Origin of the sequence: Paenibacillus kribbensis (assembly GCF_001705305.1) — a bacterium.
GTDB classification, from domain to species: Bacteria; Bacillota; Bacilli; order Paenibacillales; family Paenibacillaceae; genus Paenibacillus; species Paenibacillus kribbensis_B.
In genome coordinates this window covers 119,792-136,343 of the sequence record NZ_MCBP01000015.1, presented here as the reverse complement: position 1 = coordinate 136,343, position 16,552 = coordinate 119,792, and the positions used below count along the sequence as shown (strand labels likewise).

Sequence of the window (16,552 nt, the reverse complement as noted above, 5' to 3'; positions counted from 1 at the left end):
CATTATGAAGAAATCGATCATCCTTCTGACTTTGGTTGCATTAGCAGTGTCGTTGACTGCCTGTGGCGGCAAGAAGACAAGTGAAAAATTGCCGGACTCGAAGATTGAAGTGGATAAAGCTACACCGAGCTGGAAGAACGACAAGGCAACGGCTGACCTTGACTGGTATATTAATTTCGATTGGTTCGCCCAGACCTGGGGCAATGATGTGTCTTCCAAGTATATTACGGAGGATACCGGAGTAAACATCACTTACTTGGGCGGCAGCGACGACAAGCTGAACACGATGATGGCCTCCGGAGATCTTCCGGATATCATTACTATGGATGGAAGCAACCCTTTTGTTAAGGATGCCGATAAATTCGCAATTCCGCTGGATGTTTTGGCCAAGAAGTATGATCCCTATTTTTTGGAAAAAGCAGCAAAGCCGGAAACGCTCAAGTTCTTCACAAGGGACGACGGCCATATTTATGGATATCCTAACTTCTCAAACACGAAATCGGATTATGAGAAAGGCGGCATCTATGCCAATCAGGGATTTCTGGTGCGGAAGGATATTTATGAACAGCTCGGCAAGCCTGATATGACCACGCCGGAAGGATTTATTTCGGCATTGGAAGCCGCGCAGAAGCTGGCTGTGAAGGATGAACTGGGAAAAACAGTCATTCCAATCGGGGTGACTCCTTTTACGGGAGATAGCCCTGAGAAGAATGGGATATTCAATAGAACGCTGGCCGATTTTATCGGAGTCCCGGTGTTGACGGAAGACGGCAAATACTACGACCGTTATACGGATGCAGATTTTCAGAAATGGCTTAAAGTGTTCGTCGATGCCCGGCAGAAAGGGCTGACAGACCGGGACATGATTACGATGACCAAAGACGACAAGGATGCGCGGCTAACGAATGGCAGCTACTTCGTCTATTTCGCTTCGGACCTGACCGGTGAGACGGATCCGTTGTCCGTGTGGGCGAAAGAGCACCCATACAAAGAGTACATTGCCGTTAACGGGCCATCTTCTACGACAGGAAATAAAACCGCATTGCCGGGCAATTCCATTGAAGGCTGGACACAGACCTTTATTACCAAGAATTGCAAGGATCCGCAAAAGGCGATGGAATTGCTGACTTATCTGGTCAGCGAGCACGGCAACACCGTAATGAACTTTGGCCGCGAGGGCGAAACTTACTCTATCGTTGAAGGAAAGCCTGTCTTGAATTCGGATTTGCTGGAATTCAAGCAGACCGATCCTGCGGGCTTCGAGAAGAAGATTGGCTTGACCACTCATCTGTGGCTGCAGGATAGCGCTCCGCTCTCCCGGCAAATGGGCCTTTCGCAGTTCCCGAAGGCTTTGCAGCAGGCCAAGCAATGGACTGAAGCTTATGTGGTGCCGCAATTCGAATTAGCGGGCCTGGACGTATATTTATCTAAAGCATCTTCCAGAAACGCAGAGAAGATCGAGCAGAACTGGTCGCAGACGATCGCCAAGATTTTGGATGCCAAATCGGATAGCGAAGCCGATCAGGCGATGGATGAATTTATTCAATACCGCCAGGCCAATGGCTATGAAAAATTGGTGGAAGAGAGAAATAATCAAATCGCGGTTAATGTGAAGAAGCTGGATTAAGCTTAAAATACAAACTGAGGACTCTCCTATCCGAGAGTCCTCTTTGCTATATAAAATGAGTTAGGGTTTGCTAAACGCATGAAAAAAAGCAGGAAAGATGACGACGGATATCGTTTATCCAACCGATTTAAATCTGCTGAACAATCGATGGAAAGGACAATCTGTGCGCTGGCGGTATGCCATTTCTTAGGCGTGAGGCCGTTTGCCGGGCGGAAAGAGCAGAAGCTGTCAGAAGAAAATAAAGTTCTAGACTGAAAAATAAAGTGTTAGACTGACGATGCTTCATTAAGCTAGACGGGCAGAATAATGGAATATTCAATATTGTGTTATAATAAATAAATCTGGAAAATGGAGGGACTTTTATGACAATAGGATCACAAAACGATATTGATGGTCTGAAGGAAATTGGCAAAATCGTTGCATTGACGATTAGTGAAATGAAACGTCACGCACGTGTAGGAATTACGACAAAGGAACTGGATGATATTGGAGGGCAGTTTTTGAAAAGGCATGGGGCTGTGCCGGCACCTAAGACAACTTACAATTTCCCTGGCAACACATGTATTAGTATTAACCACGACGTTGCCCACGGAATACCGGGAAATCGAATCATTCAACCGGGCGATTTAATAAACATCGATGTTTCTGCAGAATTGGGGGGCTATTATGCGGATGCGGGACATTCTTTTCCGATACCTCCATACGAGCCATCATTAATGCGTCTGTGTCAATACACACACAATACAATGATGAAAGTAATCTCTTCACTTAAGCATGGAGTAAAATTGAACGAAATCGGAAGGATTATTGAAATCGAGGCTAAAAAAGGCGGCTATAATGTCATTAAGAATCTGTGTAGCCACGGTATTGGAAAATCTCTGCACGAGACCCCACAAGATATTCTACCCGTTTATAACAAGCACGATAAACGGGTATTGAAAGAGGGCTTGGTCATTACAATTGAGCCCTTTTTATCTACAGGTGCAGGGTATGTCGTTGAGCAAACGGATGGATGGACTTTATGTGTACCCGACAATAGCTTTGTGGCACAACATGAGCATACCATAATAGTTACAAAGAATCAGCCAATAATCGTAACTGCAGTATAGAGCATCAGAATGAATCCGTGCTAACGGAGCACGTAAGTTCAATAAAACAGCGACAGTCTAGGACTTTATTTTCTCGTCCTTGGCTGTCGCTATTTCAATTTCTAGGCTCAGTCTAAAACTTATTTTATGGAGTCTGACGGTATGACAATTCGAAAAGCCGCATGGAATGAAGTCATCCAGTCTAATACTTTATTTTCTGCTGACAGAAGCAGAAACCAACCGTTCGGAATTGATGTTATCGTGGTGGAACCAGGCGGAAACCTCAAGGAAGATGTCGGATGATAAAAACATTATCTCATTACCGATTTTGACAAGAATATTATCCCATTCCCAACGAACCAATTCGGGTTATTGAACCATTTCACGATAGGAGCAACCCTTAAATTACGGGCTTGATCGTTCACAGCCGAGAGTGGAAGATCTATAATCTTAGGATCATCATCGGAAGTATTGAGAAGCGCATAGACGTATTGAAGACTTTATACATTTTTACAATAAGAAACATGCCTGTTGTCTTCTGTCGCCAATCTATAAATCGGGAGACAAGAACATGGTCCCATCGAAAGTCGCTATCTTAGCGACTTTTTTTGTTTTATCGGTACAAGTTCTTGTCCCGATTGCCGTAATGAACACAAACATGATCCAATTAACGATTAGACATTTATCTGTATAGTTGTAAAATAGCAAATGTCGTTATGCTTACCTCAGAAATTTCAGAGTAAGACTTTAAATTTCATCAGTGGGGGGACGACTGCCCCTGATCTGCTGACGAAATCGGCTGTTGTAAAGAGGCCTTTCAGTCGCCTGACGTAATCTGCACAATTATCCGTAAAAGCTATAAACAATAATCTAAGAGGTGGTTTCCTGTTGGAAATTTCAAGAACTTCTTTATAACATTTCTTTAACAATTTCTTATCAACTTAAAAACATTTTCCCGATAAGATACATACATCGGATGAGAAGATTAGAGACTGAAAACAGCAGAATCATCTCCTGAAAAAGAAACAAGAAAATGAAACTGTAGGCACTAATGTCCATTGTTCTTGCCATTTCATATAGACAAGTTATGAAAGGGAGAACAATGGAAGGAGAATTTACAGAAAAGATTTCTTGTACAGAGTGCGGGGGATAAGTGATAGCCAGATATGAAGGTTGATCAAGTGGTCGGCTAGCATTTATACCCCTGAAGCCATCATCATTGTCATTGGCGCCCCCCAACCATGACAATCCAATGGTAACAAATCTGGAACTGATTGCTGAAGCCTGCGGGGGAAATTGGTCACCTTTGGCGTAGACGAGAACTCAAAATTCTAAAATAAGGAGGTTTTTATGGCGTTTACAAAAAAAAGCGAAAAAGGGACAAAAAAGAGATGGACGGTAACTCTCCTTTTGTTACTAACGATGGTCTTTTCGTTCAGTACTTGGAGCAGTGTTTCCAATTCCGCTGCTCAAACTACGGATACTTTGGCTGAAACTAAGGAGTACGGAAAAAAGTCAAATGAGCAGCGTAAAATACCTGCTTCGGGTGTTGTTGACACGCAAATCCACATAGGGCCCGGCGGGATTGAGGAAATGCTGGCTGCGATGGATGCATTGGGGATTCAATCTGTGCTGATTGACGAATTTTGGTTGCCAAGTTTGGATTATCAACCACACCATGATTTATCCAGTGGTGGTATCCGCCCCGTCAACCCAACGGCAGAGCTAGCCGCCCAACTCCATCCCGAACGCTTCTCGTGGGTTCTCAGGGTAGAGAGAACAGATCCAGAATACGCAGCCATCATTCGAATGGTCCGCGATGCGCCATCCGGACGCGGGATAAGAATCATTCCCGGCATGACGCTCAAAGATACCCAAGCCTTTGCTAACGGTGAGTATGATCATATCCTTGCTGCTAGTGAAAAGGCCGGTCTTCCGCTGTTTCTCTACCTACCCGACCATCCTGAGCTCATCGCTGCTGCCGCAAAGAAATTCCCTAATCTGCGCATCATTGTTGACCATATCGGACTTTACAGCAATGACATGCGTACGATGTTCGGCGGCGCTGTCCCGGCGCGTTCTTCGAAAGAACAGATGGCCTTATTTGATAAAGTGCTCGCACTTTCTAAATTTCCTAATATTGCGCTGAAATGGTCTCATACTTCCGAAATGTTCGAAACCCCGGTCTATCCGGGCGAGGATTTGCAGCCTCTTTTGCGCAAGGCAATTTCAAGCTTTGGTGCGGATCGAATCATGTGGGCCAGTGACTTTTCGGTCAATCAGAGAGGGGAGAACTGGTCAGAGATTCTGTATGGCGTAAAGGGGAATTTTAAACTGTCCGATCAGGAGCGTGCGGCTATACTTGGCGGGACTGCACGCAAGTGGCTGAATTGGCCAGTCCAATAACTTTAGAAGAGCTAAGTAGTACTATTTCATTGTGAATACCAATTTAAAAAAGATTAAAAACAAGAGAGATGTTTACTATGGATATTAAGAAAAATAAAAAGGAAAGAAAGGGACGGCAGCCATTCTATTGGGACTAGTAGCCGTTGTTTCTCTGTCCGCTTGCTCTGATGCTTCAAATAACGCTAACGCCAGCGCTCCTACCACCAGCACTTCTAATCATCACTTCTTCCGTTAGTGCGCTGGAGGCTAAGATCAAGGATCGTCTCATGACGGCGTGGGATAAATGGAAGCTAGGATACGATGATTGGGTTAAATGGTCAAACGAACTTTATACACCTGATGCGAGCATTTCGGCAATCGGCGATAAGCCACAGAAATTCAAGGATTATCAGGCCAGCATGACGCGTTTGACATGGATATGGGACCGATTGAGAACATTGTAGTCGAAAATAACGTGGCAGCGATCATCTATCACATGCATTTGAAACCAAAAGGTCAGCCTAATGCGAAGCCTCATGAATTCCTGGTCACAGAGTATAATACTTTCGAAAAAATCCCTGGACACGACCAACCAATGGTCACAAAGCTGGAATTGTATACAGACGGTTTTAAGTAAATGTAACTTTTATGCGGAGGGATTAAGTCCCCGATAAAGACTACTCCCACAAATAAGAATGAGCTGGTGTGGATTTTCTATAACGCACCAGCTCATCTTTTTAAAATTCATTATCAAGGGCCGTAGTTATCTCTATAGACCGACTAAAGCGAAATTTGAATAGCGATACATTATTGAGAAATATTTATGATAAAATAAAAATCACTACATAAGCAGTTGGTTGTATAGGATTAATAACTCCTGAAATGGTACACTCTGATTTAGTGATCATAGATGCTGGTATTAACGAAACCTCAAATGGAATAACTGGTGATGTAGCCCCAGAGGTATCAAATATGGTAAAGGCAATCAGACCAGTTCCAGGTGGAGTTGGCACATTAACTACGGTTATTTTGTTTGAAAATTTAATCAAAGCGATGGAATTACAAATTAATTTAGGAGGGGATAGGATGAAGGCTTTTGATCAAACTTTTCGTTCATTTTTGGAGGAGCAAGTTCAAGCTCTCCGCCGCCAGGCGGCGGAAGTATAGCAGCAGTCTCCGCCGCCTTTGGAGCATGAATGGGGTCGATGGTGGGAAGTCTTACTACAGGTACTAAATATGAACACCTACATGATGAGATGGTGTCTGTTGTTGAGAAGATGAAAGTTGCAATTAACGAGTTTGAATGTATCTTAATGCAAGATAAGGAATCGTTTGAAGAATACATGACCGCACTTGGGATGCCTAAAGTTACAGTTGATGAGCAGACTGTTCGTTCAAAAGCAATATAGGAAACCGCCAAACGGTCTGCTGATGTTCCGTTTAATTTAATGAACCGTTACTGTGAAAGCATGGTTGCTTTGGAGAAAATCACAGATAAGGTCAACAGAAATGCAATTTCCGACTTGGCAATTGTAATTATTATGTTAGAAGCTTCCCTTCAATCAGCGTGGATTACTGTGGAAATAAGTTTAAAGAGTTTTAAAAGATGAGGGCTTGAAAAGATCCTACCAAGATGTGGGAACAGCGTTGATCAATCAGGCTCAACGTATCAAAATAGATGTTTTAAAGAGAATAAGAGAAATAATTTAGAAAAGTATGTATTTCAGGCTCTATTGCCTCTATAGCGAAGGACCATTTCTCTATTTGGTTTAGAAATTTATCGGCGCTTGTGATAAGCGTTCTTGTAGGTGGTATGGTAACTTGATTTTACACGAATCTAACTATGGGCCGCTTTTTGTATTCAATCTATCTGTGGAGCTTCATTTTTACAATCCTTCAATAAAAAAATGATATTAGGAGATATGAGTGATGTTTAAAATATTGGTTGTAGAGGATGACAAGGAACTGAATCATGCGGTCCGATCTTACCTACATCAGAACGGCTTTGAGGCGGTTGGATGTTTGAACGCAAATGAAGCGTATATCGCTATGTACAATAAACTGTTCGATCTGATCATTTCTGATATTATGATGCCAGAAGTCGACGGCATGGAATTTGCTAAGACAGTGCGGGGAGTCAATCAAGAAATTCCAATTCTTTTTATGACAGCACGGGACGATTTAGCTTCCAAACAGCAGGGCTTCCGGGTTGGTATTGATGATTACATGGTTAAGCCTATCGATCTGGATGAGCTGATTCTGCGTATCGGGGCTCTGCTACGACGTGCTAAGATTGCCTCTTCCAAAAAGCTGAGTATTGGAAGTTTAACTTTAGATGCGGAAGAACATACAGCTTATTTGAATGAAGAAGAGATTCCAGTGACAGTACGGGAATTTAATTTGCTTTATAAACTGCTTTCTTATCCCAAAAAGACCTTTACCCGTTCTCAGCTCATGGATGAATTTTGGGATTTGGAATCATCCTCCAGTCCTCGGACTGTAGATGTATACATGACAAAACTGAGGGAAAAATTCTCTGACTGTGATGACTTTGAAATTGTTACGGTATATGGCCTTGGCTATAAGGCGGTCGTGAAATGAAAAAAGAAATACAAGATTATCAAATAAACCGCAGCCTTTTTTCGATTCGAGCCTATCTAAGGTTTTTTTTGTTGATTTCTTTTGTAGTAAGCTGTAGTGTACTGCTTTTTTTCGGTGGATTGGATATTCCAGTCGAGCTTATCCAAGCTAATGCTCCCAATACCTTTGCTAATGTAGTTTTTTTAAGTCTGCTTTTTTTTCTGCTAGATGGTTATCGCCGGAAAATTACGTTGGAACGCCCCTTAAAGCGAATTCTGGAAGCGACGTTTCAAATTACGAAGGGAGATTTTAAGACTCGTATAAAGCCCCTTCACGCCTTAAAAAGCGAAAATGAATTTGATGTAATTATTAAGAATTTCAATAAAATGGCGGAAGAACTATCCAGTATTGAAACGTTGCGCACCGATTTTATATCCAATGTCTCCCACGAACTTAAAACTCCCCTGGCTGTGATTCAAAACTATGCGATGATGCTGCAAAACCCAGATCTACAAAAAGAAAAACGGATGGAATACGCGAAAACGGTCACAGAGGCATCCCGGAGGCTGTCCGATTTGATTACAAACATTCTGAAATTAAATAAATTGGAGAATCAACAGATTTTCCCAGAAACAAAAAAATACAATCTCGGAGAACAGCTCTGTGAATGCCTGCTGATTTTTGAAGATGTATGGGAAAAGAAAGATCTGGAGATTGATATTGATATTGATGAGGATGTAACAGTTAAAGCGGATGCGGAGCTTTTGACTTTGGTGTGGAACAATCTCTTTTCTAATGCCATAAAGTTTAGCGAGCCAAACGGTAAGGTGACTGTTAGTATGAAAATAGAAGAAGGATTTGCTGTAGTGAAGGTTTCGGATACTGGCTGTGGTATCAGCCCGGAAGTGAAGCGACATATTTTTGAGAAATTCTATCAAGGTGATCCGTCTCATGCCACCCAGGGTAACGGTCTTGGTCTTGCTTTAGTGAAGCGAGTAGTAGATATTGTGGGCTGCGAAATCTCTGTTGAGAGCGAACCGGGCAAGGGGAGCACCTTCATAATAAAAATGCGGAGGGATGTGAATGGAGTTGTCTAGGGATATGTTACTCTGTTTGTGCGACGATGTTCGCTTTTCTTGCGGATAAAGGTTGACTATAGTTGTTTGAGATGATGCTTAGGTTTTGAAGATATGTTTTTAGCTGTTTAATATTTATGGCAATCAAGGGATCAGCACGGTTGGCGGGCTTTGGTTAGGATGATTTTTTATATGAAATTGAACAAATTGCAACTATCTTTGGTCATAGCCCGTCAAGTAGACAATAAAAAAGAGCACGTTTATGAGGCGACTGATCACGTGTATTGTTAAGACGATCAGTCGCCTAGTTTTTCTGGAAACGGTTATTATTGTAGAAGCGATTATACCCCTTAATCATAGCTTCAGACGCTCGTCTGCGGCTTCTCTACAGCATGATCGTAGCCAAAGCAGTTCTTAAATTCATGACGTTCTATTTTTTAGATTTATTAATTTGAAGTTTTTTCAACGCTCGATTGGCGCGAACCACCATAAAAATAGCCATACTGAATACGATCAGGCTGATGCCTGCGCCGACGGCAGTATTCATGACCTGGCGAAACAGATCGCCCCCACCGAACTGTGATATCATTGCGGTCTGGTGTGTCAGGTTTTATATATAGCTTGGCTATAAAAATTCCTACTGAATTGGGCCTTCCCGCCAGAGTAAAAGATAGATAATACAATATAGACTTTTTAATTTACGGATTTTAATATGAAGTGCGACACCTGCTGGAAATAAATAAAAAAGGGCTCATGGCCGGATTCGTGTAGAATGAAGTCACCACAACAACCATTCACACAAGGAGAATCCACCATGAGCTACACACATCATTTGCCGTGAAATCCGTAGGCAGGCTTCGGTGTTGTACCAGGCGCAGCAGGCCCAGCACGCTTACGAAGAGCGCCGGAAAGCTTGTGTGTCTAAAGGCAAATGGACAACGGAACAAGCAGCGGTCATCGAAGCAAAGCTTCAGGCCAGTTAGTCTCCTGAGCAAATCGTAGAGCGGCTCCAGCAAGAAGGACAACGTGTGGTGTGTTTTTAAAACCATCTATCGCTGGCTCTATACCGGCTACCTTATGAGAGGGAGTCTGAAGGTGCTTCGACACAAAGGCAACGGCAGTAGCCTGCAGAAAAACGCGGAAAGTTCTCTGTAGGCAAAACCATCTCCCAGCGCCAAAAGAAGTTCGTTCTCGGGAGACGTTTGGACATGGGGAATTGGACACCGTGGTCTCAGGGCGTGGGAAAAGCAAAGGCTGTGTGGCCACATTCGTGGAACGTAAGACGCGTCTATATACCGCAATTCAGATGCCTAATCGCACAGCGCTATCTATGGAGATTGCCTTTGGCGTAGCTGCTTCCCAGTACTCTGCTGGAGTCTTCCAAACAGCCACAGCTGACCGTGGCAAAGAGTTTGCCTGCTATGCAAGCCTGGAAGCCACCCATGGCGTACAGGTTTATTTCGCTGATCCGTATTCCTCCTGGCAACGAGGCTCCAATGAAAACGCCAATGGCTTACTGCGAGAGTTCTTCCCCAAAGGTACGGATTTCGCTCAAGTTACGGATGAGGCCCTAAAGAAAGCACTCGATCTCATCAATTATAGACTGCGAAAATGTTTGGGTTAAAAAACCGCTCACGACTCCTTTTCAGAGAAACTGTCGCACTTGGCTTGACAATCCGTCAATTCTAAATAAAGATATGAGTATTACAGAGATATTAAGAAAGCTGGAATTGAATCTAGGAGAAACCGGTACAGGTTTGGAACCGATATGTCTATCAAGAGCGGCACTTGGTCGAGTGTTTCTTTCATAAAGTATAGAAGTACCGGCGCTTGGCCACTCGCTATGACAAATTAGCGTGTACATACCAAGCTTTTTGACGTGGGCTTCCATTTTAATTTGGATTCCAATTAGTTATTCCCCAAAAATAATGACAAGTATTGTCGATATTTCTTTTCTATAGTTGAAATAAAAATATGCTGGTGGATTCAATCATATCAGGACTTATTTACAATAATAACAAAATCGGCAGTGAGGGAGTCTCTCTGCCGATTCGGTGATTTCTATTCAGCTTTTTTCATTAAATTATTAATGTATAGTCTGTTTTATCGTCTTATCTATTTTCAGAGTTGATTTTAAAACTAATCAATAAAATCAATTAGTACATACCACCACCATCGGTATAGAGATGCAGGTCGGTTACCATTAATTTACCATCTACCTCTCCAAAGGTATTATATTCTGTTACAATCATACTAAATGTTTTATCAGGTGAATCCTTTGGTGTTAGGTACATATAATAAACCAGTGTCGCTGTATTTCCATCCACAGTAATATTCATAATTGGTCCCATTTCCATATCGACTTTGTCACGTTGAGATTTCATCGCAACTCTGTAATCGCTGTACTTCTGCTTTTCGCCACCAATAGCTGTAATATCAGCGTTCTCAGCATATAAGCCATCTGCAATCTTTAACCAAGACTCATAGTCTGGTTGCCAATTTCCCCACCAATTAAATAAAGTTAATTTGATTTGATCAGAAAGTTCCTTTGAATCTCCGTATAATTTTTCTGCTTCTTTTTGGGAATTCAGGCGCAACTCCTTGCTATTGTCCTTGGTTACTTCATTCATTTCGTAAATTACCTTGTGGGATTGTGAAAGAACTTCAGTTCTTGTTGACTCATTTGTATCCTTGCTTGATGCATTTGAACTACATGCTACTAAGCCAAAAACAAGAGTTGTTGTCGTTAATAATAAACCGATTTTTTTGAATGTTTTAGTCATTTTTTTTCTCCTTAGAAGGTTATTGAACGGACCTATTTAACCATTTGCGTGCAGTGCCGCCCAGCAAATCTGAACGTTTCTGGTCAGTCAGGCTGAAGTTTCCTTTCATGCCATAGAGAATTTCTGACCAGTTTTCTCCACGTTGATTCACCGAAAAATCACTGGCCCACATGATTCGATCTGCACCAAACCTGGAAATTGCCTTGCGGAGCAGCGGCTGTAATTCGGTGCCTGGATAGACCGACGTGTCAAACATTTCAGAAGCTTGCGACCATTTCAAGGCAACTTTGGTTGGGGAATTGGGACAGAGCCAGAACTTGATCGAATAAAGCTTTTTGTTCTTGTAAAGAACGTGCCGGTACTGCTCCTCCGTACATCATACGCATGTCATTACTGTACAGCCCAATAAGATCAACAATAATACGCAGGTTGGGAAACTTCTTGGCAGCTGAAGCAATGAGCTCGGGATGCAATGCAATGCTAGATGAAGCGTCAAAGCGTTGCTTGGTTTTTTACTCTTACATTTTCCGGTGATTTTCATACACCCTCCTTGTTCACAATTTTAAATACGAGAGTTGATTTATTCATTTCTAGTGGATAACCTGCTCGCGGGCTATTGATGCTTAACCTGTCTTGATTGCAGCATCCCCTGAAGTGAACACTTGGCTCTATTATCTTCATCGCTGATAATTGAATTCTACTAACAAAATGTTTTTAAGTTGATAAAAAATTGTTGAAGAAATGTTATAAAACAAGTATTCAATTCTCGAATTAAATAGAGAATCCGATCTAAATCCGTAAATTAAGTATTTCCAAAAAGGATTCTTCTAAAACAGCGGGTGTATTATCTACCAAACATGAACAGAATATCAATAACATCTATAACTCGATCGGCAACATCTAGTAACCGTCTGAAGCACTGATCGAGAACAACATGAAGTAAACAACAATATGAGTATCGAACGGAGTGTTCCACAATGAATAATCAACAACTTGAAATGATTAATAGAATACGCGAAAATATGGTCGGTACCGGCCCAGCACTTCAACCAAGCTCAAGTGTCCCAGTACAACGTCAAGAAATGATCATTCCTACCTCCGTTGGTGATACTCGAGTGTTGATGTATACTCCAGAATCCAACACAGATGGCTCTCTACCTGTATTTATTAATATGCATGGCGGTGGCTTTATAATGGGAAATGCAGGGATGGATGATCCTTGGTGTAAACTGATTGCATATCGCTCAAATTGTGTTGTCATCAATATCGATTACCGGCTTGCTCCCGAGCACCGGTTTCCAACGGCTGTCTATGAATGTTATGACGTGGCAACATGGATTCATGAGCATCCAGAAGCCTTCGGAATCAAGGCAGCAATTATGGCGATTGGAGGACACAGTGCAGGGGGGAATCTGGCGGCTGCTGTGTGCTTGTTAAATCAGCAGCGTGGAAATGAATTACCCTTTGTATTACAAATATTGGACTATCCGCCACTTGACTTGGTCACAGACCCTGCGGAAAAACCGAGCTTTGACGAAGTACTCCCGACAGAGGTGTCTAAGATGTTTAACGCCATGTATCTGGAGTCCCCAGACGTTGGAAAAAATCCTCTGGCTTCACCTATCTTTGCTGAATTTCTTGAGGGGCTACCAGAAGCCTTAATCATCACTGCAGGTAAAGATTCGCTCGCTGCAGAAGCCAGAGACTATGCAGAAAAGCTTCAACGGCAAGGTGTGAAGGTGCAACACAAACAATTTGAGGGAGTGCCGCACGGGTTTACCCATCAAGGAGATTTAGCCATCGCAGAAGAAGCTTGGCATCTCATGAGCGACAAGCTGAAGGAAGCCTTCGCAAGCGCAGAACAAGGATAGGACATATTGAGTAAAAGAAGCAGACGTTAAACAAATTTCATCAGTTCTAAGATCGGTTCAATATGCACATGTAATAAAAGATCCTCTTAAAAAAGCGATTAAGTATATTTCCTTCGAAGTAAGGAACTTTATATCAATGTACATCTACGGACAAAAATGTTGTAGAAGGACAAGAACATGTTCCGATTACCGATTTGATCATCTAAACATGAGTACACATTGGCGGTAATTGTACACTCAATAGTCATCATCTGTCGTGGGACAGGAGTTTAGAAAGTAGTTATAACTGCTTCGTAACGGATATGTACAACACGATTGTTGGATCATTAAGTTGAAAAGTATGTGGTGTCACCAGCCCCAAGAGAAAATTCTAAGATTAGGGCTCCGATTATGAGCTTAAAGAAATTGCAGTTTGTTAATAGCGTGACTGTTAAATAAAATTGACTTTAATTTGTTGCTATTGTATAAATGAATTAACCACATAACAAACCTCATAGGACGGGGGCAGTTTAACACTTAATTGTGTTCATAGTCAGCCGGTGTTGAAAACGCTGGTTTAAACTGGAATTTAGGCCTATGTATGCTTTGGCATACATAGGCCTTTTTTATTTTCAAAAAAAGAAGGCAATTCCAGAAATAAATATGGGAAGGAAATAATTATTAATGTTAGTCCTTTTATGAAAGACCTGGATGAGACTGAGCGGATTGTGTTCAATGAAATCAAAAACTCTGCTCATGAGAGTGCAGAGGCCATGGCAGAGAGGGTCCGGAATTTCCCTAATATAGATATTCTCCAAATGGCAGATGATTATGTAAACACATGGACAGGTTTAGGGTACAATATTGCTAAAGTAGCATCTGACCCAGATGCTGCCTATTCAAAAGGGGAATACAATTTATAACTATCGTTATAAATTAGATTACAGAAAATATATAAAAGAAGGAGAAAACTTTGTCCGTATCACTTTTGATGCTAAAGGATTATCCAGCAATAAAAATACAACAATAGTTACTCCAATAATTTATAAGGATAAGAAATATGACATCCAACGAAATGAATTCCATATCAAATAGTTGTTATGAGACAGCAAATCGCAGTCTTCTTTCTTATTTACTTCAATTCGGTACTGAAGCTCAGGTAGGGGACAGTAAGCCTCCTCTGAGCGGTATGTAGAAACACCGCAGATATACTAAGGCACAAACAAAATATTGAAATCATCGCTCCAAATGTAACGAGAACGATTAATTTAAATGAATTTAAATGTCCGCTAAGTACTAAAACTATGAAGAAATCGTTATTTAAGATGAAAAGTTTTAAACCAATAAGCGTGGCAATGAAAATTTACGAAAATCCAAGTGATGAAAATAAAAGGATTCAATCTTACGTTGATTAATATGTAGCAAAGTTAAAGATATAAAAAACAAGCATTTTAAAATCGCCTTTAGTAGGCGATTTTTTATTTTTGACTGAATAATATTCATCGATTATAGTTAAATGTGGGGAATGAGATAATGTTCTTGTCAATTATGAGATAATATTCTTGTCATCCGACAGATACTGACTACTATGAATTATGTTTTTTGTTATACATTTAGTCAAAATACGAGTTTTGTGAACATGTCTAAAAAAACCGCATAGCAATGCGGCTTTATCGATGTCCTGTCCTGTTGTCCAGTGACAACAAGTTTACTCCTTTATTGACAACAAGTTTGCCGTATTAGAGATTATGACAACAAGTTTATCCCTTTTCCTATATGACTTTTGTTGGAACAAGCCAAAAAATATTTTTGAGCTCCATATTTCTGGTATCATCCTTCTTTAAAGGTATAAACTTGTTGTCACTTTCCTCGTTAGGGGTAAACTTGTTGTCATTCTCTTCGAAAAGCATAAACTTGTTGTCATTCTCCTCGGAAGGTATAAACTTGTTGTCACATTTTCAAAAAAATTATTATTACAAGTAGCTATAAATTACTTTTGTTCTCTATCAAGTTTACATCACTTATCCATATTATTAACCGCATTTCGCATTTCTTCATCTGTTAAATGTGTATAGATCATAGTTGTTTGTATTGAGGAATGTCCTAACTGATTTTTTAATCTGGGTACATCATTATTCTCCAGATGGTATCTCGTCGCGAATGAATGCCGTAAAGAATGTACAGTTAAAGCCGGCTTTCCAAAAGCTAAAGCGTATTTTTCAATCAGTTTCTCAATTGATCTCTGTGTTAGCCGACGGCTTTTTCCTTTACGGCCTATAAGAGCAGCAATAAACAAAAAGCTTTCAGTTTTCTCTGGTTTATATCTGGATTCTCTGATCTGGAGATAATTATCTAAATCCAGTAACGCTTGCTTGCTGAAATATACATATTGCTCTTTATTACCTTTTCGTATAACACGCACCAAAGCTTTATTCATATCCAAATCTTCAATGTTAATACCTGCTACCTCAGAGAGCCTAAGACCAGAACCTAAAATGAGGGAAACAATAGCTGTATCTCGTTCACGGTTAAATTGATGGAAATTGTAAATACGTTTATTCTTTTTATTCATTTCTCCGAAATCATGAGCTATAAACTGCCTAAATGACTCAAAATCGTCTTCTCTAAGAATTTTCCCATCAATACGATTGGCAATGGTTTCTTGGCTTTCTTTAACCACGTTTAAATCCATTTTGGCCATAACGTTGCGCTGGATATATGGCTTTAAGTCACTTGTTTCAGCTTTGTTCTGTAAGTAATCAAATAAGGATTTTAGCGAGGACAATTTACGGTTGATGGTTAGCTTGGTATTGCCAAGTTGATACTCCAAAAAAGATAAGAAATTTTCTACTTCACGAATGGTTAGTTTCTCTAAAATGGCCAAATTAATGTTTTTACGACTATCTGCAGTAAAGTTTTCTGCAACTAACCAATCAAAAAATATAATATAGTCATGACAATAGTTCAGAAGCGTTGTGGGAGAAAGTTTACGTTTCCTGCTATCAATAAATTCCGTAACAAACCACGGAAGATCAGACAATTTTTCATCGATTCGATTCATGTAATGCATTTTCATTTGTTTATCCATATATGTATAACCTCCGTAAATTATTATACTTCAGCTATAAATATTCGTCAAAACAATATTTTACGTAATTATATA

Annotated in this window: 13 protein-coding genes and 3 pseudogenes; 12 read left to right on the top strand and 4 right to left on the bottom strand. The window is 40.8% G+C overall.

The genetic code is table 11. The features are described from left to right. Positions 1–4 precede the first annotated feature (4 nt). The 9 genes and pseudogenes from BAZ21_RS22680 (at position 5) to BAZ21_RS22640 (ending at position 8,777) form a co-directional block, all read left to right on the top strand. Positions 5–1,627: an ABC transporter substrate-binding protein gene (locus BAZ21_RS22680; RefSeq protein ID WP_256022345.1), complete on the top strand. Its 1,623-nt coding sequence runs from the start codon at positions 5–7 to the stop codon at positions 1,625–1,627. Between the two features lie 362 nt (positions 1,628–1,989). Next, the gene (map, locus tag BAZ21_RS22675; RefSeq protein WP_068505188.1) at positions 1,990–2,736 is read left to right on the top strand and encodes a type I methionyl aminopeptidase; all 747 of its coding nucleotides are present in this window, start codon (positions 1,990–1,992) and stop codon (positions 2,734–2,736) included. Positions 2,737–2,877: 141 nt separating this feature from the next. Continuing rightward, positions 2,878–3,018 carry a hypothetical protein gene (locus BAZ21_RS29150; RefSeq protein WP_176718199.1) on the top strand — a complete coding sequence of 47 codons (141 nt, stop codon included), beginning with the start codon at positions 2,878–2,880 and terminating at the stop codon, positions 3,016–3,018. Between the two features lie 1,119 nt (positions 3,019–4,137). Further along, the gene (locus tag BAZ21_RS22670; RefSeq protein WP_176718198.1) at positions 4,138–5,121 is read left to right on the top strand and encodes an amidohydrolase family protein; all 984 of its coding nucleotides are present in this window, start codon (positions 4,138–4,140) and stop codon (positions 5,119–5,121) included. A 167-nt stretch (positions 5,122–5,288) separates the two neighbouring features. Next, positions 5,289–5,564 carry a hypothetical protein gene (locus BAZ21_RS22665; RefSeq protein WP_141695020.1) on the top strand — a complete coding sequence of 92 codons (276 nt, stop codon included), beginning with the start codon at positions 5,289–5,291 and terminating at the stop codon, positions 5,562–5,564. Between the two features lie 385 nt (positions 5,565–5,949). Beyond that, positions 5,950–6,165 (top strand): annotated as a pseudogene (locus tag BAZ21_RS29920) (bifunctional 5,10-methylene-tetrahydrofolate dehydrogenase/5,10-methylene-tetrahydrofolate cyclohydrolase); the annotation flags it as partial. Between the two features lie 131 nt (positions 6,166–6,296). Then, positions 6,297–6,710 (top strand): annotated as a pseudogene (locus BAZ21_RS29915) (cyclodeaminase/cyclohydrolase family protein). A 319-nt stretch (positions 6,711–7,029) separates the two neighbouring features. Further along, positions 7,030–7,701 carry a response regulator transcription factor gene (locus BAZ21_RS22645; RefSeq protein ID WP_068505182.1) on the top strand — a complete coding sequence of 224 codons (672 nt, stop codon included), beginning with the start codon at positions 7,030–7,032 and terminating at the stop codon, positions 7,699–7,701. Beyond that, positions 7,698–8,777, top strand: coding sequence for a HAMP domain-containing sensor histidine kinase (locus BAZ21_RS22640; RefSeq protein WP_068505181.1), 1,080 nt, complete (start codon positions 7,698–7,700; stop codon positions 8,775–8,777). The genes BAZ21_RS22645 and BAZ21_RS22640 overlap by 4 nt, the downstream gene beginning before the upstream one ends. 409 nt (positions 8,778–9,186) lie before the next feature. Here BAZ21_RS22640 and BAZ21_RS29435 read toward each other — a convergent pair whose 3' ends face one another. Beyond that, positions 9,187–9,345, bottom strand: a complete 159-nt coding sequence (locus BAZ21_RS29435) for a hypothetical protein (RefSeq protein WP_218061437.1) — start codon at positions 9,343–9,345, stop codon at positions 9,187–9,189. Between the two features lie 241 nt (positions 9,346–9,586). Between BAZ21_RS29435 and BAZ21_RS30405 the strand changes: the two are divergent. Next, positions 9,587–10,380 (top strand): annotated as a pseudogene (locus BAZ21_RS30405) (IS30 family transposase); the annotation flags it as partial. A gap of 532 nt (positions 10,381–10,912) precedes the next feature. Here the strand turns inward: BAZ21_RS30405 and BAZ21_RS22630 are convergent. Both BAZ21_RS22630 and BAZ21_RS22625 read right to left on the bottom strand, forming a co-directional pair. Next, complete coding sequence (locus BAZ21_RS22630; protein WP_068505180.1) at positions 10,913–11,539, bottom strand: hypothetical protein; 627 nt, start codon at positions 11,537–11,539, stop codon at positions 10,913–10,915. 19 nt (positions 11,540–11,558) lie between these two features. Further along, entirely contained in the window at positions 11,559–11,819 is a 261-nt protein-coding gene (locus BAZ21_RS22625) for an amidohydrolase family protein (protein WP_141695019.1), read from the bottom strand. A 697-nt stretch (positions 11,820–12,516) separates the two neighbouring features. On the opposite strand from BAZ21_RS22625, the gene BAZ21_RS22620 reads away from it, so the two are divergent. Together BAZ21_RS22620 and BAZ21_RS22615 are read left to right on the top strand one after the other, a co-directional pair. Continuing rightward, positions 12,517–13,410, top strand: coding sequence for an alpha/beta hydrolase (locus tag BAZ21_RS22620; protein ID WP_068505178.1), 894 nt, complete (start codon positions 12,517–12,519; stop codon positions 13,408–13,410). 677 nt (positions 13,411–14,087) lie between these two features. After that, complete coding sequence (locus BAZ21_RS22615) at positions 14,088–14,312, top strand: hypothetical protein (RefSeq protein ID WP_068505177.1); 225 nt, start codon at positions 14,088–14,090, stop codon at positions 14,310–14,312. Between the two features lie 1,094 nt (positions 14,313–15,406). Here the strand turns inward: BAZ21_RS22615 and xerS are convergent. Further along, a complete protein-coding gene (gene xerS, locus BAZ21_RS22610) occupies positions 15,407–16,477 on the bottom strand; it encodes a tyrosine recombinase XerS (protein WP_068505176.1) in 1,071 nt (356 codons plus the stop codon). Positions 16,478–16,552: the final 75 nt, after the last annotated feature.